Source organism: Methylobacter tundripaludum SV96, assembly GCF_000190755.2.
In the GTDB taxonomy this organism is placed as follows: domain Bacteria; phylum Pseudomonadota; class Gammaproteobacteria; order Methylococcales; family Methylomonadaceae; genus Methylobacter_A; species Methylobacter_A tundripaludum.
The window spans coordinates 490,170-514,221 of record NZ_JH109152.1; the positions used below are offsets into that span (position 1 = coordinate 490,170).

Below are 24,052 nucleotides of genomic sequence, written 5' to 3' on the forward strand. Positions count from 1 at the left end.
TTAGGGACGGGGTTGCAAACCCCATCCCGCTTGAGCACAATCAATCGATAAACATAAAGGCAATAAAACATGATACCAATGGTAAACCTGAAGGCTCAATACGTTGAAATTAAAGATGAAATTGAGCGCGGTCTGGCTGAAACAATCGAAAATTGTTCGTTTATATTAGGGCCTAATGTTCAGGCTTTTGAAAAAGAAGCGGCCGATTATTTGGGTGTTAAACACGCTATTGCGGTGGCTTCAGGAACCGATGCGCTGCATCTGGCCTTGATCGCCGAAGGCATCGGTGCAGGCGATGAAGTGATTACCACCGCGTTCACCTTTATCGCTACGGCGGAAGCGATCAAATATGTCGGCGCGATTCCCGTTTTCGTCGATATAGATCCCAAGACTTTCAATATCTCGCCGGAAGCGATAGAAAAAGCGATTACTCCCAAAACCAAAGCGGTCATGCCGGTGCATTTGTTCGGTCAACCGGCCGACATGGCGGCCATTAAGCGGCTATGCGACCGGCATGATCTAAAGCTGATCGAAGATTGCTGCCAGTCGTTCGGCGCGAGCATCGACGGCAAGCAAACCGGCGCTATCGGCCATGCGGCCGGTTTCAGCTTTTTTCCCAGCAAAAACCTGGGTGCGTTTGGCGATGGCGGACTGGTCGTCACCAACTCCGACGAGACTGCGGCAAAGCTCAAAATGTTGCACAATCATGGCTCGGAAGTCCGTTATTACCATGATGTGATCGGCTACAACAGTCGGCTTGATGAAATGCAGGCGGTCATCTTAAGAGCCAAATTAAAACGCATTGACCAATACAATAAAGGCCGTCGTCATGCCGGGCATCTGTATTCGGAGTTGATGGCCGATTTGCCGTTGACCACGCCGTTTGAAGACGGTCTGGGCGAGCACGTTTATCACCAGTACACGTTGTTATGCGACCGTCGCGATGAAGTTATGAAAGCCTTGCAGGATAAGCAGATTGGCTGTGCCGTGTACTATCCCGTGCCTTTGCACCGGCAGAATGTGTTTAAAGAGGAATACGCCGGCGTCAGTTTGCCGGTGACCGAATTTGTTGCGGCCAACTGTTTGTCATTGCCGATTTGTCCGTCTCTTGAGGATGACACCATCAGGGAGATAGTGGCGGTTATTCGGGGTGTTTTGACGTCATAAAATTACGTAGGGTACGCTGTGTGTACCACTTTCCGGGGCGTTTTTAACCCTATAAAAGGTACGCGCAGCGTACCCTACTTTGAGTCTTGAAACCTTGCAACATAAACCCTTGAAAATCCTATTCAGTGCCGGAGAATCATCCGGCGACCAGCACGCCGCCAATATGTTCCTTGAGCTGAAAAAACAGCAGCCGGACATTAAAGGCATCGGCATGGGCGGCGCAAAAATGGCTCAGGCGGGCATCGATATTCGTTACGATTCGGCCAATATCGCCGTTATCGGCGTGGTTGAAGTCATCAAGCATTATGCCGAAATCCGCCGTGCGTTAACACTGATGCAAGAGTTGGTAGCAACCGAGCGCCCCGACTTGCTGGTTTGCGTAGACTACAAGGAGTTCAACTTTAAACTGGCGCGTTACGCCAAACAGCAGGGCATTAAGGTTCTGTTTTACGTCAGTCCTCAAGTTTGGGCATGGCGGCCTGGACGGGTAAAAGCTTACGGTAAAGTCATCGACATGATGGCGGTGATATTCCCGTTTGAGACCGCTTATTACGACGCCGAAAAAGTGCCGGTACGCTATGTGGGGCATCCTTCGGTAGATAAAGTCCACGCCCAATACAGCAAAGATGAAGATCTAACCCGTTTCGGGCTGGATAAAAAAAAACCGATTGTCGGCTTGTTGCCCGGCAGTCGTGTCAACGAAATCAAACGCATGTTGCCGGTCATGTTGGCCGCCGCCGAAACAGTGCAGGCCGGTTTGCCGGAGTGTCAGTTTATTTTGCCGCAAGCCGATTCAATCAGCGATGCATTGCTTGAAAGCTACACCAGCCAGTCGCCGCTTGCCATCACAATAATAAAAAATCAGCCTTATGATGTGATTCAATGCTGTGACGCGGTGATGACCACCTCAGGCACCGCAACGTTGGAAATCGCCTTGTTAACCGTACCCATGGTCATCGCCTACAAGCTTTCACCGTTAACCTATTGGTTGGGCAAGTGGCTGGTCAATACGCCGTTTATAGGCCTGCCGAATATTGTGTCAGGCAAAAGCGTCATAAAAGAACTGATTCAGCACGATGCGACAGCCGATAACCTGGCGACAGAAGTTATTCGGATTTTGACTGATAAAGCTTACGCCGATGAAATGCGCGAAAACCTGATCCAGGTTAAACAGCAGTTAGGGCAGGGCGGCGGTTCAAGAAACATGGCGCAGCTGGCATTGGAAATGCTGTTAACTCGGCCGGATGGCGGAAGTTAAATATCGGAACGGAAAATTTAAGCGGCGTCGATCAACCGGCGCTATAAAGTTATAAAGAATCAAATGTACAAAACAGCACAAGGGGCAGCTATGGACATTGGAACTGTATTTAAACTGCTGGGCTATATGCTTTGGCCGTTTTTACTGGTGTTTTTATACTATCTGTTTGACAGGAAAGGTTTTAAGAAACAGCTGGAGAAATTTAAACAAGACGGTTTTAAATAAGAGTCTAATCGCATCAGGCGGGTTTGCCGCCTGATGATGCCATTTCTTAATATCGCGGCACCGAATTATCGCAATCGGAAGACCAGGCATCGATCCCGCCCGTTAAATTTGAAACATTCGTAAACCCTGAATGAACAAGATACATGCAGGCTTGTGAACTACGCACGCCATGATGGCAAATGACTACCATTTCTTGTTGCGGGTCTAGCTCACTTAGTCTTTCCGGAATCTGATTAAGCGGAATTAACACACTGTTTTCTATGCTGGCATATTGAAACTCATTAGGTTCCCTGACATCCAGCAAAAATAGATGCGGTTCATTTTGAATTCTGGTTTTTAATTCCGTTGCTGATACTTGTTTTATGGACATGGTTAACCTTTGTTAATAAATTTTTCTAAACGTTGCATGGCAATGGCCATTCTATCTATGGATGTCGTATAAGCAAAGCGGATATAGTGATTGGCCTCATTTGTCCCAAAATCCTTTCCCGGTGTTATTGCGACGCCTTCAGCTTCCAGCAAATCCAGGGCGAATTGATAGCTGTCAGCGGTAAATTTGGAACAGTTGGCATAAATATAGAATGCACCATCCGGTTTGATGGGGATTTCAAAGCCCAGGCGCAACAATGCCTCATAAAGGAAGTCACGTCTGGCTTCAAATTCGGTACGTCTGCGTTCAAGCTCGGCCAGCGTGTCCTCATCAAATGCGGCTAATGCGGCATATTGCGAATGGGTTGCCGTGGCGATAAATATATTCTGCGCCAGCTTTTCGGTGGCATCGATAAATTCCTCAGGTACTATCAACCAGCCGACGCGCCAGCCGGTCATGCCGAAATACTTGGAAAAGCTATTGATAACAAATACATTGTCGCTAAAGGCGAGCGCAGTCGTCGCGTTTTCACCATAAACCAGCCCGTGATAAATCTCATCGGAATAAAAGCAGCCGCCTAACTCATTAACGGTGTGAATGGCTTGTTTTAATTGATCCGAGGCGATGACAGTGCCGGTAGGATTTGACGGCGAGGCAATCAACGCGCCTTTAGTGGCTTTAGTCCAATGCTGTTTGATGCGCGCGGCGGTCAGCTGATAGCGACTTGTGGCATCGACCGGAACGGTTCTGGCTTTACCGTCAAACAACTTAACAAAGTTGCTGTTACAGGGATAACAGGGGTCCGCCATCAGCAGTTCTTCCGCTGGATTAAGGCTGGCCCCAAGGGCTAATAAAAACGCCCCAGAGGCTCCAGGCGTTACAAAAATGCGTTTTTTGTCCACCATCACCGAATAACGCGTTTGATAAAATTCGGCTATTTTTTCGCGCAGCTCCGGCAATCCCGCTGCCGGGGTATATTTCACTTCGCCGGTTTTAAGTTGTCTAATGCCCGCTTCAACAATGGTCTGCGGCGTAGCAAAATCAGGTTCGCCGATTTCCATGTGAATGACATCCTTGCCCTGCGCCTCCAATTGTTTTGCGCGGCGCAGTAGCTCCATCACATAAAAGGGTGAAATTCCCTGAGTCCGCTTTGCCAGTCGTACGCTCATAATATCGACACTAATCACAAAAGCGGTAGATCATACCAATAAACCTTGCTATCCGGTTGCTATTCTGCTAAAAATGCGCGGTTTTATTTAATCTTGTCTTAGGAGTTAATGGATGACCGATAGTTCTAAAACTGGCGCATCACCTTTCAGTTTTAAGCCTTATCAAGAAAAAGAAGGCGAAGAATACATGAATGCCGATCAATTGGAGCATTTTGAGACTATTCTTAAAAACTGGAAAGGCGAATTAATGCACGAAGTAGATCGCACTGTGCATCACATGCAGGATGACGCATCTAATTTTCCTGATCCTAATGACCGAGCGTCTCAGGAGTCAGAATTCAGTCTGGAATTAAGAACTCGTGATCGTGAACGACGGCTGATCAAGAAAATTGATGAATCCCTTAAAGAAATTGAATCAGGGGATTATGGTTTTTGTGAGTCTTGCGGCATTGAAATAGGCATACGCCGTCTGGAAGCGAGACCCACTGCCAGTCTGTGCATCGACTGCAAAACACTTGATGAAATTCGTGAAAAACAAATGGGTTAATTCTGGATAAACAACCCACCATCGGCCGGTTTGCACCCTCGCCCACCGGCCCTTTACACCTCGGTTCACTCTACACGGCGCTTGCCGGTTTTCTTCAAGCCCGCTCACAACAAGGTCTGTGGCTGCTACGCATTGATGACCTCGACACCCCCAGAAACGTAAAAGGCTCGGCCGATACCCTATTAAAAACCCTGGAGGCTTTTGGCCTGCATTGGGACGGCGAGGTTTATTATCAAAGCCGACATATCGATGTTTATAACGATGTCTTCAACGACCTGCAAAAAAACCAACTGATCTACCCCTGCACATGCAGCAGAAAAACACTGACGGCCAGCGATAGAGGGCAATCACAGCCCGATATATACCCCGGCATTTGCCGAGACCGGCAAACCCTTCCTGACGGTCCTCATGCACTGCGCATTAAAACCGATAACCGCATCATTACCTTTCAGGATGAACTGCAAGGCCTGATTTCCCATAACCTCGCCACGCAGGACGGCGATTTTATCGTGAAGCGCAAAGACCGGATTATTGCCTATCAATTTGCCGTGGTGATTGATGATGACTTGCAACACGTTAATCATATTGTCCGCGGCTTTGATTTGCTGGATGCAACACCTAAACAGATTTACCTGCAACAGTTGCTGGGTCTTATTACTCCCCGCTATATGCATGTCCCTGTTATTGTTGACCAGCAAGGTTATAAGCTCAGCAAACAAACGCAGGCAATGGCGGTTGACTTAACGTCGCCTGACCGTGTTATTTTTGAGCTGCTGGTTTTATTAAAGCAAAATCCGCCGGTTGAACTGCAAGAAGCCCCGGTAACCGAGTTACTTGGCTGGGCGGTTGAACATTGGAATCCGGTTTTGTTGAAAAATGCGCATGCCGTTAGTTGCGACTATTAGCTGAACAATAGCTACGAAGCTTGAGGAATTGCAGTTAAATAAGCCGAAAATGGAAAAAGCCTGCCCGCTTGGCGGCTAGATATTAACCTGACTTAAGCAGAATGAATGCATTACTACCCGATTGCGGCCTTCCTGCTTGGCGCGGTACATCGCCTGATCGGCGGCGGCTACCAGCGAGCTAAACTCCAGTCCGGCATGTATTGAATCGGACACCCCGATGCTGATGGTACTGCGCAGGACGTCGCCACCGAATTCCATTATCAGTGCCGCATAGTTTTGACGCAGGCGATCAGCCAATGTCCAGGCATCTTTTTCGATGGTGGAGGGCAGTAGAATACAGAATTCTTCACCTCCGTAGCGGGCGAAGTAGTCGTCGCTACGAATGGTTTTTTGCGCCACCGCAGCCAGACGCCTCAATACCTCATCCCCCACCGGATGACCGTAACGGTCATTGATGGACTTGAAATGGTCGACATCGATCATCATGATTGCCAGCGCATCTCCGGTACGGGTACATCGTGCCGACAGGCGGGCAGCCTCCTGTTCCAGGCTACGTCGGTTCAGCGCTCCGGTCAGCGCATCGCTTAATGCCAGTTTTTGAAGATCCGCAGAAAGTCGGTAATTCAGCATCAGCACGAACCCGAAGGCCAGGCACATTTGCGCCATGCTGCCAATAAAAAAAGTCGCCGGATTAATGGGAGCTTGCGAAAAAAGGCCATAAGTATTGGCCGGAGAAAGAAAAACGATGGCCGCTCTAAGCAGTAACATCATCGCAACTACCGCGAATGATCCACCGGTAAACCAATACGCAGTCCGCAACGGTTGTTCTATACGGATGAACAAGGCACGGGCGCAGGCCGCATTACATAAGGCAAACACCAACGAATTGGCGACAACGCGGGAATGAATATCAGGATGGAGGATAACGAACCAGATGCTTTGAATAAACACCAGTCCGGCCAGCAACCACGGAATGTACTTGTTGCAGAGCCCGGTCTTGAAAGCCTGGATGCCGTTGAATTGCAAGCCTATCCCTGTTGCCGCCAAGGTAGCGCCGAGTACCAGAACCCAAGAGCTGCCCGGTAATTCCTGCTGGGGATAGGAAAAGCCCAGACCCAGCCCTATGCATAGACCGCCCAATGCCCAGTGCTGCACGCCGCGGGTGTTACCGGCATGCAATCCCGCCAATGTCAGCAGGCCGGAAAACAGCAAGATCAACGCGGACATCATCACCATCATCGTGCGAGAGTCGAGATTCATTGCGTCATCCGATAGTGGGCGAAAATCTTAAGTTGAATATGCACAATATTCCTAATTACAGCTTATGTTACAAGGTGTTGCGTATTTCCGGTAAATGTTACCGATTGCTATCGGGCGTGGCGATGCGGTTTAGCATATCCTGCCGGCAGTCGGCTTGTCGTCTATGCGTCGATTTCATTATATAGCAGACGAACCATAATGATAGAGCAGAATACTTACAATACGTCAGGATAAAGCGCATCCTGCACATTGCTGATAATTAAACGGCTATAGCTTACAATGTTGATTGAACAGCGGGTTGATATATTACTTTTACTTTTTTGAGTCGCGGACATGAATGATTATCTAGGTAATACACCGATACGGCAGCTCATTCCCGGCATTCTACTTGCCTGTCTTTTATTGTTGGGCTTTATGGTGCTGCGTGAGTTTTTGCTCACCCTGGCCTGGGCGCTGATTATCGCCTATGTCGTATGGCCGCCTTACCGTTATTTAAGGCAGCAACTCAAAGGCGATGCCACGCTCAGTGCGGCGGTTATGACGACGATTATTGCGGCGGTGCTCTTTCTGACAGTCTACTGGCTGGTTGCCATGTTGCAAGATGAGTTGAAAACCGCTTATCAAACCCTGGTGAGCGACTTTGGTCAGAATACTTACCGCCTGCCGGATTTTATCAGCCGCATTCCCTGGTTGGGCAGCACCGCGCAGGAATGGCTGGAGCGGTTGACCGATGACCGAGCGGCGGTGATAGCGCAATTTGCGGACTGGGCGCAACAGTGGTCGGGCGAATTCGCCAAATTCCTCGGCGGTATCGGCCGCTACATTATGAAATTGGGCGTTATCCTGGTGACGGTGTTTTTTTGTTTCCGCGACGGTGACGAGGCGGTTAGGCAGTTGCATCAAGGCCTGGTACGGTTTCTGGGAAAATATCAGGACGTGTATCTGGAAGCCGCCGGGCACACGACCCGAGCCGTGGTTTACGGCTTGGTGTTGGCCGCGCTGGGGCAGGGCATGCTGGCCGGATTGGGCTATGCGGTTGCCGGTGTTCAAGCGCCGGTACTGTTGGGTGCGGTGACCGCGCTGTTAGCGCTGGTTCCGATGGGAGCCACACTGGTGTGGATGCCGGTAGGCATCGTGCTGGTGCTGACGGAGCAAACCTGGCAAGGCATAGGGCTGTTGCTCTGGGGTTTTCTGGTGGTGAGTACGGTGGATAATGTGATCCGGCCATTGGTCATCAGCGGCGCGGGTCGGATACCATTTCTGGTGGTGTTGTTCGGTGTACTTGGCGGACTCTCGGCTTTCGGCGCTATCGGCCTGTTTTTAGGTCCGGTGATTCTGGCCGTCCTGCTCTCTGTGTGGCAAGCCTGGCTGAAGCTGCAACAGCATGAAGAACAGACACACGAATCGGCGCCTTCGGCAGACCGAAAACTGCAGACCGACTGGCACACCCTGTCGATCGAGGAAACGCTTTCGGCGCAGGCTTCGGATTCAGCTACCGGCTTGAGCCAAAAAGCCGCTGAAGATCGGTTGAACCGCTACGGCCCCAACCGGCTGACCGAAAAACCGCCGCGTCCCGCCTGGCATTTACTGTTAGCCCAGTTTAAAAGCTTTCTTATCCTGGTGCTGCTTGTCGCGGCGGTCTTGGCCGCCATTATCGGCGATTTAGCAGACGGCATAGTGATTCTGGCGGTTGTGAGCATTAACGCGCTGTTGGGATTCTATCAGGAGTTTCAGGCCGAAAAATCGCTGGCGGCGCTTAAGAATATGCTCGCATTGCAGGCCGAGGTGCGCCGTGACGGTCACATCGTTCAACTGCCTGCCGACCAGCTGGTGCCGGGGGATATCGTCATTCTGGAGCCGGGCGACAAGATTCCCGCAGACGGCCGCATTATTTCCTGCCAGACGCTGGAAGTCGACGAGTCCGCGCTGACCGGCGAGTCGGTGCCCGTTGCCAAACAGCATCAGGCATTCGAGCCGGCAACAATGCCGCTCGCCGAGCGTAGCAACATGCTTTACATGAATAATGCCGTCACCCGCGGGCGCGCGGAAATGGTGGTGACCGCGACCGGCATGGACACCGAGATCGGCAAACTGGCGGGGCTGTTGGCGGGAGCAGAAGACGGCGAGACACCGTTGCAAATACAGCTCGACAGTCTCGGTAAACGTCTGGCCTTGATTGCCGTTGTGATTATCGGGGTATTGTTTATAACCGCCTTGTACCGCGGAGAGTCGCTGATCCAGACCGCGTTTACCGCGATTGCTTTGGCTGTGGCAGCCATTCCCGAAGGCCTACCCGCCGTAGTCACCGTCACCCTGGCTTTGGGGATGCATCGCATGGCCCGTCAACGCGCCATCGTCAAACGTCTGGCCGCCGTCGAAACCTTGGGTTGCACCACGGTTATTTGCACCGACAAGACCGGCACCTTGACCGTTAACCAGATGACTGCACGGTCGATTTTCTACAAAGGCCGGAGCTATAAGGTCAGCGGTGAGGGTTATGCACTCGCCGGTGAGATTTTGCCTGCTACCGGCGACAGTGCAGTCGATGATTTAGCGGATTTGTTGCTGCCCTTAGCGTTATGCAACAACAGTCATTTTCAGGGCAAGCAGGCGGTCGGCGATCCGATGGAAAGCGCATTATTGGTGCTTGCCGCCAAAGGCGGTGTCGACAAGGAGCAGGCCGTCTTGCAACTGCCGCGCGTCGCCGAAATCCCTTTTGATGCCGAGCATAAATTCATGGCGACCTTCCATCGGCAGGGCGACCAAGTCAAAATATTTATCAAGGGCGCGCCGGAAGTCTTGCTCAAGCTGTGTAACTCGGTAGTCGATAACAATGGCAACTCGCTACCGGCTCAACAGGACAAACTGCTGGCCCAGAACCAGATCATGGCGGGCACCGGTCTGCGGGTGTTGGGGGTAGCGGTTCGTACGCTGCCCGCAGACGACTATAAAGCGGATAGCGACCTGTTTCAGTACATTCAGGAGCTTACCTTTGTCGCGTTGGTCGGTTTAATGGACCCGCCAAGAGCCGAAGCACGCGAGGCCATCAAGCTCTGTCAGCAAGCCGGTATCGCGGTCAAGATGATTACCGGCGACCAGAAAGTCACGGCTTTTGCGATTGCCCAGGAACTGGGCTTGTCGGGTGAAGTGATCGAAGGCGAAGAATTGGCAGGACTGGATGATGAGGCCCTGGCCGCGCGTATTAACGCGATCACTGTGTTTGCCCGCACCGCGCCGGAACAGAAAGTACGGATCATCAAAGCCTTGAAAGCCGACGGCCATGTGGTTGCGATGACCGGCGACGGCGTCAACGATGCGCCCGCCTTAAAGAGCGCCGACATAGGCATCGCGATGGGCATCACCGGCACCGATGTCGCCAGGGAAGCGGCATCGATGATATTGACCGATGACAATTTCGCCACCATCGTTAAAGCGGTCAAAGAGGGGCGGGGTATTTACGACAACATGGTCAAATTCGTACGCTTCCAGCTGTCCACCAACATCGGCGCGATCCTGACCGTAGCGGGAGCCCCGCTGCTGGGCATGCCGGTGCCGTTTACCGCCGTGCAATTGCTGTGGATCAACATCATCATGGACGGCCCTCCGGCCATGTCGCTGGGCGTCGATCCCGTCCGCACCGGCAGCATGGACGAAGCGCCGCGACATCCTGATGCGCGGATACTGTCGTTACGGCGTTTTGGTAATCTTTTCAGCTATGGCTTGACCATGGCTGTCGGCACCTTGGGGATGTTGTATTACGGCTTGAAAACCGGTGAAAGTCAGCATGCCGCGACTCTGGCGTTTACCACCTTTGTACTGTTCCAGGTGTTCAACGTATTCAATGCCCGAGCGGAAAAAGGCACGACCTTCAACCGGCATTTTTGCGCCAACCGCTGGCTTTGGCTGGCTATTTTCGGGGTAATTCTGCTGCAGATACTGGTCATACATTGGCCGCCCGCGCAGCGGATATTCCATACCACGGCATTGATGCCGACGGATTGGCTGATGGCGGCTGGGGTTGCCGTGTCTATCCTTGTTCTTGAGGAGTTGCGTAAATTTCTGTGGCTGCTGTGGGGGCGCACTCAAGCTGAACGGGGCTTGTGATAATTTCAGTTACATTTGAAGCGTCGCCGTATCTAAGAGATGATGGGGCGACAATCCCGTCTCGATCCGAGAATGCAGCCAAGGGGCGCTACGCCGCGAGTCGCGGTTAATGCATCGAACAGGCCTTGTAAATACAAGACGTAGCGCGACACTGCCCTTAAACGCTAGTTCCCAAGCTCCAGCCTGGGAATTCGGTGTGGGAAGCTCCAGCTTCCCGTCTCGCGAAGTTACGATTGCATGGACAGATATTTGCTCCGGCAATATCTACATTTGCCACATCCCTGTGGGGCGTGCAGGAGGTAGAATCACGCTCCAAGCGGGACGGGGTTTGCAACCCCGTCCCTAACGTTTTACGATGTCTGAGCTAAGTGGCTGGCTACACTTAAAAAATGCAAAATATTTCGAACTGGGCAGTATACGCCGTCCGGCCTGAGACCTTATGGAATGGGTTGCTATTCTGATTCGGAACAGCCATAGCGTAAGTAGTAATGCGAAAGTTATTAGGAAGTAAATTTATTGTGTCAAACTGGAAACGATTGCAATAACAGACAAAAATTAGGAGTCCACCTGAAATTCATCGCCAAACTGACCCCGGAAGAGGAAGTAACGTTAACCGAAGCCTATCGTAACCACCCATTATTCCGGGTTAGACAACGGGCACATGCTATCTTATTGAATAATAGAAGGTATGTAATTGCACGGCTGAGCGAATTGTTTGAGTCCCAGCATGAGACTGTCAGCTCATGGTTAGACAAATGGGAAACAGAGGGATTAATAGGGCTTTACGATTGTCCACGAAGCGGTAGGCCTGTGCGCTTCACGGTTGAGGAACAAGCCGTTTTTCTGGGCTATATTGACAAAAACCCACACCAGCCCAAGGCCGCCGCAGCACGATTGCTGGAGGAGACGGGCAAGGAAGCCAGCCTTGACACCTTTAAACGAATTTTAAAAAAAGTGCCTATGCCTGGAAACGTTGTCGGCAATCAGTGAAGGGAAAGCGTAATGAAGCAGATTTCCAACGTGATAAGGCATATCTGAAGGCCTTGAAACAGCAAGAGGATGATGGGGAATTGAAGCTTTACTACTTTGACGAATCCGGATTTAGCACGACACCCTGTGTACCCTATGGATGGCAACGGATTGGCGAGACCCGACAAATACCCTGCTATCGTAGCAAGCGCATGAATGTGTTAGGTTTTTTGAGTCGCAGCAATGATCTGTTTTTCCACAGCTCCGAACAATCGGTGACAACGGATACGGTTGTCAATGCCTTTGATGCGTTTGTCGAAACGTATGCAGGCAAGTACGAAGAAACTAAAGTGCCGTGCTGTGTGGTGTTGGATAATGCTTCCATTCATCGTAGCGGCGTATTCAAAGAAAAGCTGGCGGGCTGGCAACAACGTGGTGTGTGCTTACATTTTCTTCCGCCTTACAGCCCGGAGCTGAACCTGATCGAAATACTCTGGCGTAAAGTTAAGTACGAATGGTTGCCGCTCGATGCCTATCAAAGTTACGGACACTTGAAAAAGTGGGTGTTGGAAATCCTGAGTGACATCGGTAAAAAATTCCAAATAACTTTTGCGTAACTACTTAACAGCGGTAATCAATGCTTCAGGTCCTGTTGCAGGGCTTGCTTCAATTCGTCCTTGGCATTTGTGTAAACATCAAACTGTTCGGGTGTCAGCACGCTGCGCAAGGTATCATCTTTCTGTTCCAAGAGGGCCTTGATGTCACGCATTTTAAAGAAACCGATGCTTGATCCTTTCAACACGGGTTCTATTTTTTCCGCGTATTCCTGATTGATTTCCCGTATCTTGGCAATCTCATCCTGAGATATATTCAGCTTTTTTTGCATGAAGCGTGTTTGTGAGGCCGCTCTTTCTGTCGGCGTGGAGTTGAGCAGATATGCCATATCTTCGGCATTTGCAATGGGAATGCATAGCGATAAAAATAACGCAATTGTCAGTTTTGATGTGCGCATCGTGGCCCTGAATAGTCGATGTTTATGGAAAAGTATGAGTTTGCTCAAATCTGTAACTGATGTTACGCAGTTAGTCGAATTTCGACCGCTTTAAGATTAAGGAGTCGCTAGCGCGACACTTGATTGAATCGGGTTGTCGCACCCGAAGGCGAGTTACTTTCTTTTGCTTCGCCAAAAGAAAGTAACCAAAGAAAAGGCGACCCGGTTACCGCTTACTTCCTGCGCTCCTCGCTTTTATCGAGGGTCAGCAGAAGGGGCTCCTGCCCCTCTGCTGACGCGCGGCATCCCTGCCGCGCCCCTAACGGGCTGTTCTCGATAAAAGCTCCGGTGCTCGGCGCGGCAAACGGGAGAAATACCACCCGTGCGTAACATCAGTCTGTAATTTGGTATGAATGCCCTGTCATTTCCCCCGATCCCTGTCTGGAATTTTCCAAGCGGGACGGGGTTTGTAACCACCGTCCGGCCCGAGTTATCATTCCAAGGCATATTGTACGATAACGACCTACGACGGATTCATTGTAGGTGGATTCGCCACCAGGCAATCGGTCGCAACGCTTATACAACTCTATGGGTTGAATTCGAACGCCCCCTGCAAACCATTGGCCTTGGCGTCCCTCTCGGTGAGTGGTGCCAAGCCGAAGCGGGTTTCGATCAGTTTTAGAATCGAGGTTGTGTCGTAGACCGTGTGGTCAACATAGCCCTTCTTCGCGAACGGCGAAACGATGATGGCTGGAATGCGGGTGCCGGGTCCCCAGCGATCGATTTTGGGCGGAGCAATGTGGTCCCAAAAACCGCCGTATTCGTCGTAAGCGATGATGATAGCGGTGCTGGGCCAAGCCGCGCTGTCGCGGATAGCGTCAACGACCTCTTTGACCTCGCGGTCGGCTTCAAGGATGCTGGAATGGCCGGGATGTTGGTCTTTATTGCCCGTCGGCTTGAAGAACGCCACCTGCGGGAAATTGCCCTTGAGGTCGGCGAACAGCTTGCTCCTATCCTTCAAATGTTCCGCTCGTGCCCGGCTGTCCGGTGCATAATTGGCGTAATATATGAAAGGTTGATGATGGTAATCGAATTTGTCCCCGGTTTTGCGCCCGGCCGCAGCATCGTCCCAGCCTCCGGCATACCACGCCCAGGAAATACTTTTTTCGGACAATCGGTCGCCGATGGTGGTTTGATACTGCGCCGGTAGCCGATCCTTTTGATGGGCGGGATCGAAAGGCGGAAAATGCGGCTGGATGGTATTGACTGCGTAACCGTCTTCGGTGAGCGCAGGATCGCCGATCGGCTTGCCGGTGGCCGGATCATTTTTCCATTGATGAAGGTTGGCGGGGGCGTCTTTGAAGGTCGGTGTGCAGGCGCAGATCAGCCATTGATGATTCAGGAACGAACCGCCAAATGCCGCCTGAAAAAAGTTATCGGCCAGCGTGAATTCCTTGGCATAGTTCCACAGCGCCGTACCGGACAGGTCGTAGTGGCCCATCGTCAACCCTCCGGCGGAGGACAGTTGGGCAAAGCGATCATTGCGGCCGCCGTCGATCTGCATCTGGTGGATGAAGAATCGATGAGTAAGATCCGGGTGTTTCTCGTCGGGCTTCGCATAGCGGGCGATATCGAAGGGGCTGTTCGCTAGATCGATGGGGAAACGCTTGTCGAGGACGACCGGTTTGTGTTTGACGTCCATTACGGTAGGTAATGCTTGATAAGGGCGTCCGGATTCGTCTACCTGGGGCGGCGCATTCTGGGCGTCGGCGAGGCCGTTGGCGCCGGGAAACAAGCCGAACAGACTGTCAAAGCTACGGTTTTCAAGGTAGATGACGACGATGTGCTCGATGCGGTTCAGGCCGACCGGCTCAGTCCGGGCTGTGGCAGGCAGTAATGTGGCCAGCGCCGCCAGGAGGGCCGCGATGTGGTTGATTTTCATGATGGTTTCCCTTTGTTGCTTTGTTATGGTGTAGGCGAATAAATCGAATGATCGGCGAAAATCAAACAGTTTGGCATGATTATAACAATGCTTTATTAATTTAAGTCGAGACGTTGCCATGAACAGAAGAACCTTTCTTAAATCAGCGCTTTCCGGCGGCGCTCTGGTCTTTGCAGGGAGTTACCCGATATTCATAGAGAGAAATATCGTGCAGGTGAATCGGTATAAGATTCCAATCGATAATCTGCCGCTGTCGTTTCACGGGTTTACGCTGGCGCACCTGACGGACATACATTTGGGCTTTCTGGTCTCACCGTCGTTTGTCGAACAGATAGTTCATCGGACCAACAGTTTAAACACGGATGCCATCGTATGTACCGGCGATTATGTCCATAATAGGAATACGATTGAAGAAATCGACAAAGTATGGCCTATTTTATCCAAACTCAGTGCAAGGTGCGGCGTGTATTCGGTACTGGGCAATCATGACCATTGGGGTGACTCCAGCCGATCCCTGTGCTGGCTGGAACGGTCAGGACAGAACATTCGCCATCAGTGCAAAGCGATCTACAAGGGTAGAGACAGGATTTTGATTGGTGGAGCAGGGGACTTATGGGGAGACAAGCTGAATATCGACAAGGCTTTTTCCAGCTCGGATCGAGACGACTGCCGGATACTGCTGTCGCATAACCCGGATTCGGTCGATACGGAGTTTGAAACGCCGTTATCTTTGGTGTTGAGCGGTCATACTCACGGCGGGCAGGTGATAATACCTTTCTTGGGCGCGCTCAGGTTACCGGTAGAAAACAAAGCTTATTCCAGCAGCCTTATCGCCACACCCAGAACCCCGCTTTTTATAAGTCGAGGGATCGGCTGGGCAATTTTGCCGGTGAGGTTCAATTGCTACCCCGAAATCGCAGTGTTGGAACTGGTAAGTCCAAAGTTAACGGCATAACAATGTTCTGTGCTTGATGCCAACGGCGGCAATCGGTAGGCGATTTGAGGTTAGTCCCCAAATCTTAAAAGCACAAAGAAATCTAAGCTAAAAACGCCATGTTTTTCGTATCTTTGCGGTTTAGTAATCAATCGGCTGACATTAATTAGGTTACAAAATTGTGAAAACCGGAAAAATTCCACTAGAATTGTCGGTTGGTAAAGACGGGGCATACTAGAAAAAATAAAAAGCCGCGTCTTGATGTGTTATTTATTTCACCCTAACGCGGAGTTTTCCTTTGCAACTTTCAAACGGGTTTTTCATCCAATTCATTCGGTTAGCGGGGCCTTTTTGGCATTCTGAAAATAAGTCGACTATTCGTAGCCTGACACTGGCTTTATTCATGCTCACCGTGATGCAAATCGGTATTGCCGTGGTTATCACAGTGTGGAGCGCCGATCTTTTCAATGCGCTTGAACAGCGCTCAATGAGCGGATTATTTACGCAGATCGGCCTTATCGTACTGATTTTTGCAGCCAATATAGCGGTTACCACTGCCCATTTTAAAGTTAAGCGACGTTTGCAGCTCGACTGGCGAAGCTGGTTAACACATCACTTAATCAGTAAATGGATGACCGATGGCCGCCATTATCTGGTCACGCACATTCAGGGAACGCATGATAATCCTGATGGACGAATCGCTGAAGATATCCGTATTGCGACCGAAGCGGCTATCGATCTTTGTCATTCCTTAGTTTATTGCTCGTTAGTGTTGATTAGTTTTACCAAAATCCTCTGGACACTCTCCGGCACCGTTACGCTTGATTTGTTGTTCATTGAAATTCCCATTTACGGGCATTTGGTCTGGCTGGCTATCATCTATGCGGCATGCGCTTCCTCGTTGGGTTGGTGGCTAGGCCGGCCCTATACCATGGCGACTGATGCCAGACAAACCGTGGAAGCCAATTTCAGGTTTGGCCTGGTAACCGCGCGAGAAAACTCCCTGGCGGTTGCTTTGGTTCATGGTGAAGCCAATGAACGGCGTCGTTTCATTGGGCTTTTTAAGGATATTGTTCATGCATGGCAACGCCAAACCTTGGCCTGGTCGCATCTATTTATGCTTACGTCCGGCTATTCGGTGTTATCGATGGCATTTCCCATTCTGGTGTCTGCGCCCCGCTATATTCTGGGGAGTATCTCGCTCGGCGCTTTGATGCAATCAGCCCAGGCATTCCAGCAAACGGCTGGAGCGTTGTCCTGGCCGGTCGATAATATGGCCCGCGTCGCAGAGTGGCGGGCTTCTGTTGAACGAGTACTGGGATTGGTTAACGGACTCGACCGGCTAGAGCAGGAAATCGTCCTCCATGATCCGCATCGTATTCACCTGAAAAAAACCGAACAGGATGTTTTGCGTTTTTGCGATCTGTGTATTATCAGGCTTGACGGCGTGGTGTGCGTATCGGCTATCAATGCCGAAATCAGGCCGGGAGAACGCATGCTGATTACCGGTAATGCCTTTACCGGCTCCAAGTTGTTTAAGGCGATAGTCGGTCTTTGGCCGTGGGGAGAAGGGGCTATTGAGTTACCGCGTGACCCGGTGTTTTTTATGCCGCCACGACCTTATCTGCCCACCGGAACTTTACGGGCAGCGATTTGTTATCCGTCAGCCAATATAGAATATACCGAGTCTGCGCTTACGGAAGCGCTTGATCTGGTAGGGTTGGAAGAATTGCATGAGCAGCTCGACCACGTCGATAATTGGGCCAGCGCGCTTTCCCGGGAACACCAACAGCGTCTGGGTGTGGTTCGATTGCTGTTGCAGCAACCCAAGTGGATATTGTTGCAAGAGGCGATGGACTCGCTTGATTCCTCCTGCGAAATGAAAATGCTGCGTTTGATAGCCCAAAAACTGCCTGATGCCGCGATACTGACGATTACCAATGAACCGCTGGCCGAGGGATTCCATCAGCGACGGATTATATTGTAACGGCTCTTGTCTTTGAATCACGAAGTCATGTAGGGCTCCCTACATGACTAACTTTACCGCCTATACGCCGACATTTACCCAAAGGTCTATCCATCCTGCAGCACTTTGGGTTAGTTGTTACAAGTCACTCCGACGCTACTAACGCCAGTAAATCGGTGACGCCAACGTCCAAGCCCTGTTGCGACAGCAAGGTGGTTGCTTGGCCTCTGTGGTGAGTCTGGTGGTTAAAAAAGTGCAGCATCAGGCTGGCGAAGTTTTTGATCGCCGGTTCGCCTTTCATGTTGTGGTACGCGAGCTTATGGTTCAGGTCGGATGCGTCGAGTTGTTCACACCAGCTTATGATCGTGGCGTCCACGTTCCGGCGTTCCGCGCTTAACGCGGTAAAGTCATCAGGTAAGGTTTTCGGTTTGGGCATTGCGCGAATCTGATCCAGCGCCGGATGTTGCGCGGGATGTTCGGAAAAGCGTTGCAGCCAGATAATATCGGCCACCATGATATGGTTCAAGGTACCCAGAAGCGAGCCGAAAAACGCGCCGCGATCCCTGGCAATCTCGTCGGCAGGCAGTTGGGCTGCGGTATTGTAGAGTTTGTCGTTCATCCATTGGTTGTAGCGGCTTAATAAGCACAAGTGTTCAAGCATGGTAAGGTTCCTGTTTGGTGAAGCTGAAGCTTTTTTAGCTTTGAAAGTAGCAACGCGTCCTACGAGGCAATTTTATGGTATCACCAAATTACAAAATCAGAACACTGTCTCGTGATGAAATCAATATTGCCACTGACTGGGCTGCATCCGAGGGGTGGAATCCGGGGCTGTATGATGCCGACTGTTTTTATACGGCAGACCCGGAAGGATTTCTTGTGGGGGAGCTCAATAATGAACCGGTTGCAACGATTTCAGCTGTGAAATACGGTGAGACATTCGGTTTTATCGGGTGTTATATCGTTAAGCCGGAGTATCGCGGACAAGGCTATGGGATTCAAATATGGAAGGCCGGTCTTGGACGTTTATCGGGACGAAATGTTGGGCTTGATGGCGTTGTTGCCCAGCAAGACAATTATAAAAAATCAGGTTTTGAACTCGCTTACCGGAACATCCGCTATGAAGGGGTGAGCGGCGGCGAACCGGCTAAAACCCCGGAAATTATTAAATTGTCAGAATTGCCTTTTGACGTTGTTGAAGCTTATGATCAGCCATTCTTTCCTGATAACAGGACCCGGTTTCTAAAATCATGGCTCAATCAACCCGAGAGTGTTGCACTGGGTATCATGCAAAAAGGAAAGCTTTCAGGCTATGGCATGGTTAGATCCTGTCGCTCGGGATATAAAATCGGACCGCTTTTTGCCGATAGCCCTGAGTTAGCGGAATCGCTTTTTGTTTCGTTGAAAGCCGGGGTTATGCCTGGAAAACCAATCTATTTGGATGTTCCTGAAATGAATCAGGATGCGGTTGCCTTAGCTGAAAATCATAAGATGAAACTGGTTTTTGAAACAGCAAGAATGTATACCGGCGTCTTTCCTGATTTGCCGCTCAACAGGCTTTTTGGCGTTACAACCTTTGAACTGGGTTGAGTTATATACCGAGTAGCCCGTATGGAGCTTGCGTAATACGGGATTTCGTGACTCCGATGTCCTGTATTACGTTACACTTCATACAGGCTACACTAATAGATTTACCAGTATCTGTTCATAAATATCGGACAAAATTTCCAAGTCTTCCACGCCGACATGTTCATTGATTTTATGGATGCTTTCATTCAATGGGCCGAGCTCGATAACCTGAGCTCCGGTCGGGGCGATAAAACGTCCGTCTGAGGTGCCGCCGCCGGTATCGTCCAAGGTTTCAAAGCCGGTCACGGTTTTGATCGCAGCATGGGCGGCATCAATCAATGCCCCCGGTTCGGTCAGGAAAGGATTGCCGGACAAGCGCCATTCCAGTTCGTATTTAAAATCGTATTTGTCCAGTATCGCGCGGGTGCGTTGCTTGATGGTTTCCTCGTCCAGTTCGGTGCAAAAACGCAGGTTGAACTGTACGTTGACGCTGCCGGGGATGATGTTTTCCGCGCCGGTTCCGGCGTTGATATTGGAAACCTGCAAGCTGGTCGGCGGGAAAAAGGCATTACCGTGATCCCATACTTCTTCGGTCAGGTCTTTTAACGCCGGAGCAAAGGTGTGTATCGGGTTGTCGGCAAGCTCGGGATAAGCAACGTGGCCTTGTATGCCTGCAATGGTCAGTTTGGCGCATAAAGAACCGCGCCGACCGACGCGAATCACATCGCCGATTTTCTTGTCGCTGGACGGCTCGCCGACCAGACACCAGTCTATTTTTTCGTTGCGCTGCTCCAGCACTTCAACGACTTTAACTACGCCGTTGGTGGCGATGCCTTCTTCGTCGCTGGTCATCATCACCGCGATAGAGCCCTGATGATCCGGGTGCTTGGCAATAAAACGCTCGACGGCGGTGATAAAACAGGCGATGCCGCCTTTCATATCGGCAGCGCCGCGGCCGTAAAGCTTGCCGTCACGAATCATCGGCTCAAATGGCGGTGAAACCCAGGCCTCCAGCGGGCCGGTAGGCACTACGTCGGTGTGGCCGAGGAAGGTCAACAGCGGTTTGGCTTCGCCGCGTCTAAGCCAGATGTTTTGGGTGTCTTCAAAGTCCAGGCGTTCTTCCTTGAAGCCCAGTTTAGTTAAACGCGCAGCCAGCACATCCTGGCAACCCGCATCTTGTGGGGTTACCGATTCGCGGCTGATCAGGTCTTTAAGAAGTTCCAGTATGTTGCTCATAGTAAATTCCTCGTTCCCACGCGCCGCGTGGGAATGCTATGGTGGACGCGCTGCGTCCCGTGTTTATATGGGTTACGTTTTCGGATGTTACGCGTGATTCGCGGCGCAGAGCGCCTTAACTGCGTTCCCATGCAGCGCGTGGGAACGAGGGACCCCCGCATTTTTTTGGGTTAGCGATTCACGGCTGCTAAGGTCTTTAAGAAGATTCCGTGTGTCGCTCATAATAATTCGGTTTGGTAGTTCTCAGCTTTAAATCCAAGCATTAGTTTATCGCCGGATTCTAAAACCGGGCGTTTAATCAGGGTTGGGGTGGTCAGCATCAGTTGTAGGGCCTTTTCCTGGGTCAGGTCGCTTTGCTGCTCGGCGCTGAGTTGCCGCCAGCTGGTGCTGCTGCGGTTAAGCAGTTTGTTCCAGTCCAAATGATCGGCAAAATGTTGTAGCAGCTCGGGGGTTAAGCCGTCGCTTCGAAAATCGTGGAACCGATAGGCTATGCCGTTTTGATCCAGCCAGTTACGCGCTTTTTTGACGGTGTCGCAGTTTTTTATACCGTACAACGTGTGAGTTTTTGAATTTTGCAAATTGACAATCTCCGTATGGAAGGCACGCAACGCCTCGCGGATTGATGTTGAAATGGAAGGATGTGCAGCAATCCCCAGCTCATCAAGGTTGGAGCCGATAATCGGCAAGGTGATTGAGGCGGCTTCAACGACTTGGGCAGACATGACGGTGAGCGACTCTTTCAGCGATGCCTGGGCGATAGTGGCTCGCGGCGACGCATTAAGTAACGCAACCGGCTTGTTGAAAAAAGCCTCGCTACCAACCATCCAGTCCAAGGCATTCTTCATTACTCCCGTTACGCCATGAGCGTATTCCGGGCTGGCGATAATAACGCCGTCGGCTTCAAGAAGACGGGCATGAAAATCGGCAACCGGAGGCAAATCGGTTATTTCAAGATCGGGGTTGAACAGCGGCAGATTGCCCAGCTCGGTAAACAGTTCGATGTAAATATCGGAAGGCGCCAAACCGGCAACCGCTCTTAGCAGTGCAGAGTTCAACGATGCGGCGCGAAGGCTACCGGAAATAGCCAGGATTCTGACAATCGACATCGTTGACTCTATAGTGATTTTACAGTTGGCTGTTCAGCAATTCGTCAATGCTGGGCAATTGTTTGTCAGATTTGCAGCGGCTTTTATAAAGATCGACGAACTCCATAAAGGCTTGTTCCAGATCGGCCAGAATTTCTTCTTCGTTTTCGCGCTCATCATCGGGAACGTCGGGCGAATCCAGATATTCGTGTTGCAGGGCGACTTCGCTGTTTAAAGCGAGCGTGGCGTAAATGATGGCATTGTTTGATATGTTGTCGCTCATGGTATTGGCCTTGATTAAGTTAATGGTGAGTTATGGTAGGGCACCTTGTAAGCTAGGCGCGCACAGTACGCCCTACGGGTCGGAACAGTATTTATCAGTCCTGTTCTCTAAAACGAATGGTTAAACCTTGTAAAAAGTTTCTTAAAATCTGATCGCCACATTCCCGGTGATGTTTATGGCCTTTTTGCCTGAAAAAAGAGCTGAGTTCGCCTTTGGACAGTTCAAAATCGGCCAGTTTTAGGGTGCTGAGCATGTCCTCTTCTTTAAATTCCAGGGCGATACGCAGTTTTTTGAGTATGGTGTTATTGGTTAACTGTTCCGGTTTTTTTTCCTGCGCGGGCGGATTTTCCTGTCGGCCTCTTCTATAGATAATCAGCCCGTCTAAAAATTGTCCCAGCAGCTTGTTGTCAAGCGGAACGTAATCGGCTTCATTATCTTTTTTGAGTAGTTTGAGCAGCTCATCCCTGTTGATTTCTACATCGCTTAAGGCAAAGATATCGATCATGTCAGGGTCTTTAAGCTCTAATGCGTAGCGTACCCGGCGTAAAACGTCGTTGTTAATCATGGTTTCTGTGTGGTGGGGTAGGGGGACTGCATAGGGTTAGTATTCGTGTCTTGAACCGCGGTTTGATTTTTCTCCTGCAAGAAAGCAAGTACATCGTCATTGTTGACTTGATAGTAAATGTCTTCAACAAGAACGGTAACGCCTAATGACTCAAAAGTAATCGCATCGCCAAGATAGTAATAAAAGGATTGCCAATGCTCTTTCTTTTTAAAGACCTCAATTTCCGCAATGGATTGATCAATTAAAACATACTCTTCCAATGTCGAAATATTTTGGTATTTCAAACGTTTGGCATTTTTATCAAACTTTCGGGTCGATTTGGATAATATCTCGACGATAATGACCGGAGATTGTTTGTAATAGTCAAAATCATTATCTTGCTGGCAAACCACCATGACATCGGGATAGAAAAAATCATTAGCCACCTTAACTTTCATGTCTGCTATGAAAGTTCTGCAAGGCGTGCCTTTTAATTGATTCTTCAATTCAGCAAATAGATTGCCTGCCAGCAAATTATGAGTTTCACTCGCCCCAGCCATTGCATAAGCTTCACCATCAATGAATTCATGCTTAAATTCTGCAACAAGTTCGCCTTGTAGATACTGTTCTTCAGTGATCTTGTTATTTGCGTAGTTTAAGCTCATTGGCTTTCTCCTGTTTTGGCATGGTGCGAGTCAGATTCCGCTTAATCCCTCAGTAGCTCATTGATACCGGTTTTACTGCGGGTTTTTTCATCAACCTGTTTGATGATAATCGCACAATACAAACTGTACGTGCCGTCCGCCGAAGGCAGGTTGCCCGGAACGACGACTGAACCTGCCGGTACACGGCCATAGCTGACTTCGCCGGTCATACGGTTGAAGATTTTGGTGCTTTGTCCAATGTAAACGCCCATTGAAATGACCGAGCCTTCTTCAACGACAACGCCTTCGACGATTTCCGAGCGTGCGCCGATAAAGCAGTTGTCTTCAATGATGGTGGGGCCTGCTTGCAAGGGCTCCAGAACACCGCCGATGCCGACGCCGCCGGAAAGATGCACGTTCTTGCCGATTTGCGCGCAAGAGCCGACGCTGGCCCAGGTGTCAACCATGGTGCCGCTGTCTACATAGCCGCCGATGTTAACGAACGAAGGCATTAACACTGCGCCCGGTGCAATGTAAGCGCCGTGACGGACAATGGCATTAGGTACGACGCGCACACCGGATTTTGCAAAGTCGTCTGGTGAATAAGTGCTGAATTTGGCTTCAACCTTGTCGTAATAACGGCTGTTGCCGCCTTCGATAACGCGGTTCTCGTTGATTCTGAACGACAGCAATACGGCTTTTTTCAGCCACTGGTTAACGACCCACTCGCCGCTGGTTTTTTCGGCGACACGGGCTTTGCCGCTGTCCAATAAGTTGATCGCGTCTTCGACGGCTGCGCGCACTTCGGCTGAAACGCCGGCGGGTGAGATGTCTGCACGATTTTCAAAGGCGTCGTTAATGATTTGTTCTAGTTGTGACATGGTTTC

General features: G+C 50.5%; 23 protein-coding genes. 11 read left to right on the top strand and 12 right to left on the bottom strand.

The genetic code is table 11. The features are described from left to right. Window positions 1–69: 69 nt before the first annotated feature. From METTU_RS02200 to METTU_RS23485, 3 genes are all read left to right on the top strand, one after another. On the top strand, window positions 70–1,167 hold the full coding sequence (locus tag METTU_RS02200; RefSeq protein WP_006889664.1) for a DegT/DnrJ/EryC1/StrS family aminotransferase: 1,098 nt from the start codon (window positions 70–72) through the stop codon (window positions 1,165–1,167). Window positions 1,168–1,276: 109 nt separating this feature from the next. Beyond that, the gene (gene lpxB, locus METTU_RS02205) at window positions 1,277–2,425 is read left to right on the top strand and encodes a lipid-A-disaccharide synthase (RefSeq protein ID WP_254257802.1); all 1,149 of its coding nucleotides are present in this window, start codon (window positions 1,277–1,279) and stop codon (window positions 2,423–2,425) included. 63 nt (window positions 2,426–2,488) lie between these two features. Next, window positions 2,489–2,650, top strand: a complete 162-nt coding sequence (locus tag METTU_RS23485; RefSeq protein ID WP_169624828.1) for a hypothetical protein — start codon at window positions 2,489–2,491, stop codon at window positions 2,648–2,650. 46 nt (window positions 2,651–2,696) lie between these two features. On the opposite strand, the gene METTU_RS02210 is transcribed toward METTU_RS23485, so the two are convergent. Together METTU_RS02210 and METTU_RS02215 are read right to left on the bottom strand one after the other, a co-directional pair. Next, complete coding sequence (locus tag METTU_RS02210; RefSeq protein ID WP_006889667.1) at window positions 2,697–3,020, bottom strand: rhodanese-like domain-containing protein; 324 nt, start codon at window positions 3,018–3,020, stop codon at window positions 2,697–2,699. Between the two features lie 2 nt (window positions 3,021–3,022). Beyond that, complete coding sequence (locus tag METTU_RS02215; protein ID WP_006889668.1) at window positions 3,023–4,189, bottom strand: pyridoxal phosphate-dependent aminotransferase; 1,167 nt, start codon at window positions 4,187–4,189, stop codon at window positions 3,023–3,025. Between the two features lie 112 nt (window positions 4,190–4,301). Here METTU_RS02215 and dksA point away from each other — a divergent pair, with 112 nt between their 5' ends. Together dksA and gluQRS are read left to right on the top strand one after the other, a co-directional pair. After that, window positions 4,302–4,736: an RNA polymerase-binding protein DksA gene (dksA, locus tag METTU_RS02220; RefSeq protein ID WP_006889669.1), complete on the top strand. Its 435-nt coding sequence runs from the start codon at window positions 4,302–4,304 to the stop codon at window positions 4,734–4,736. Between the two features lie 20 nt (window positions 4,737–4,756). Beyond that, the gene (gluQRS, locus tag METTU_RS02225; protein ID WP_040579550.1) at window positions 4,757–5,641 is read left to right on the top strand and encodes a tRNA glutamyl-Q(34) synthetase GluQRS; all 885 of its coding nucleotides are present in this window, start codon (window positions 4,757–4,759) and stop codon (window positions 5,639–5,641) included. Window positions 5,642–5,716: 75 nt separating this feature from the next. Here the strand turns inward: gluQRS and METTU_RS02230 are convergent, their stop codons facing one another. Beyond that, window positions 5,717–6,901 carry a GGDEF domain-containing protein gene (locus METTU_RS02230; RefSeq protein ID WP_006889671.1) on the bottom strand — a complete coding sequence of 395 codons (1,185 nt, stop codon included), beginning with the start codon at window positions 6,899–6,901 and terminating at the stop codon, window positions 5,717–5,719. Between the two features lie 333 nt (window positions 6,902–7,234). Here METTU_RS02230 and METTU_RS02235 point away from each other — a divergent pair, with 333 nt between their 5' ends. From METTU_RS02235 to METTU_RS24225, 3 genes are all read left to right on the top strand, one after another. Beyond that, window positions 7,235–11,005 (top strand): calcium-translocating P-type ATPase, PMCA-type, encoded by a 3,771-nt coding sequence (locus tag METTU_RS02235; protein ID WP_006889672.1) that lies wholly within the window; start codon window positions 7,235–7,237, stop codon window positions 11,003–11,005. Window positions 11,006–11,521: 516 nt separating this feature from the next. After that, on the top strand, window positions 11,522–11,995 hold the full coding sequence (locus METTU_RS24220; RefSeq protein WP_006893918.1) for a helix-turn-helix domain-containing protein: 474 nt from the start codon (window positions 11,522–11,524) through the stop codon (window positions 11,993–11,995). Continuing rightward, window positions 11,992–12,591, top strand: a complete 600-nt coding sequence (locus tag METTU_RS24225) for an IS630 family transposase (RefSeq protein WP_050897707.1) — start codon at window positions 11,992–11,994, stop codon at window positions 12,589–12,591. Before METTU_RS24220 ends, METTU_RS24225 begins: the two co-directional genes overlap by 4 nt. A 17-nt stretch (window positions 12,592–12,608) precedes the next feature. On the opposite strand, the gene METTU_RS02250 is transcribed toward METTU_RS24225, so the two are convergent. Beyond that, window positions 12,609–12,986, bottom strand: a complete 378-nt coding sequence (locus METTU_RS02250) for a DUF4890 domain-containing protein (protein WP_006889674.1) — start codon at window positions 12,984–12,986, stop codon at window positions 12,609–12,611. Window positions 12,987–13,551: 565 nt separating this feature from the next. Beyond that, window positions 13,552–14,907: an alkaline phosphatase family protein gene (locus METTU_RS02255; RefSeq protein WP_006889676.1), complete on the bottom strand. Its 1,356-nt coding sequence runs from the start codon at window positions 14,905–14,907 to the stop codon at window positions 13,552–13,554. Window positions 14,908–15,025: 118 nt separating this feature from the next. Here METTU_RS02255 and METTU_RS02260 point away from each other — a divergent pair, with 118 nt between their 5' ends. Both METTU_RS02260 and METTU_RS02265 read left to right on the top strand, forming a co-directional pair. Beyond that, window positions 15,026–15,862 (top strand): metallophosphoesterase, encoded by an 837-nt coding sequence (locus METTU_RS02260; RefSeq protein WP_006889677.1) that lies wholly within the window; start codon window positions 15,026–15,028, stop codon window positions 15,860–15,862. 277 nt (window positions 15,863–16,139) lie between these two features. Then, window positions 16,140–17,828: an ABC transporter ATP-binding protein/permease gene (locus METTU_RS02265; protein ID WP_006889678.1), complete on the top strand. Its 1,689-nt coding sequence runs from the start codon at window positions 16,140–16,142 to the stop codon at window positions 17,826–17,828. A gap of 124 nt (window positions 17,829–17,952) precedes the next feature. On the opposite strand, the gene METTU_RS02270 is transcribed toward METTU_RS02265, so the two are convergent. Beyond that, window positions 17,953–18,468, bottom strand: a complete 516-nt coding sequence (locus METTU_RS02270) for a DinB family protein (protein WP_006889679.1) — start codon at window positions 18,466–18,468, stop codon at window positions 17,953–17,955. Between the two features lie 74 nt (window positions 18,469–18,542). Here METTU_RS02270 and METTU_RS02275 point away from each other — a divergent pair, with 74 nt between their 5' ends. Continuing rightward, window positions 18,543–19,394, top strand: coding sequence for a GNAT family N-acetyltransferase (locus tag METTU_RS02275; RefSeq protein WP_006889680.1), 852 nt, complete (start codon window positions 18,543–18,545; stop codon window positions 19,392–19,394). An 87-nt stretch (window positions 19,395–19,481) separates the two neighbouring features. Here the strand turns inward: METTU_RS02275 and dapE are convergent, their stop codons facing one another. The 6 genes from dapE to dapD form a co-directional block, all read right to left on the bottom strand. Continuing rightward, on the bottom strand, window positions 19,482–20,609 hold the full coding sequence (gene dapE / locus METTU_RS02280) for a succinyl-diaminopimelate desuccinylase (protein ID WP_006889681.1): 1,128 nt from the start codon (window positions 20,607–20,609) through the stop codon (window positions 19,482–19,484). 218 nt (window positions 20,610–20,827) lie between these two features. Then, window positions 20,828–21,715, bottom strand: a complete 888-nt coding sequence (locus tag METTU_RS24905; RefSeq protein WP_006889682.1) for an ArsC family reductase — start codon at window positions 21,713–21,715, stop codon at window positions 20,828–20,830. 19 nt (window positions 21,716–21,734) lie between these two features. Further along, a complete protein-coding gene (locus METTU_RS02295) occupies window positions 21,735–21,977 on the bottom strand; it encodes a hypothetical protein (RefSeq protein ID WP_006889683.1) in 243 nt (80 codons plus the stop codon). 94 nt (window positions 21,978–22,071) lie between these two features. Further along, entirely contained in the window at window positions 22,072–22,542 is a 471-nt protein-coding gene (locus tag METTU_RS02300) for a YehS family protein (RefSeq protein WP_006889684.1), read from the bottom strand. Beyond that, window positions 22,539–23,186 carry a Uma2 family endonuclease gene (locus METTU_RS02305; RefSeq protein ID WP_006889685.1) on the bottom strand — a complete coding sequence of 216 codons (648 nt, stop codon included), beginning with the start codon at window positions 23,184–23,186 and terminating at the stop codon, window positions 22,539–22,541. The genes METTU_RS02300 and METTU_RS02305 overlap by 4 nt, the downstream gene beginning before the upstream one ends. Window positions 23,187–23,227: 41 nt before the next feature. After that, the gene (dapD, locus tag METTU_RS02310; protein WP_006889686.1) at window positions 23,228–24,046 is read right to left on the bottom strand and encodes a 2,3,4,5-tetrahydropyridine-2,6-dicarboxylate N-succinyltransferase; all 819 of its coding nucleotides are present in this window, start codon (window positions 24,044–24,046) and stop codon (window positions 23,228–23,230) included. Window positions 24,047–24,052 lie beyond the last annotated feature (6 nt).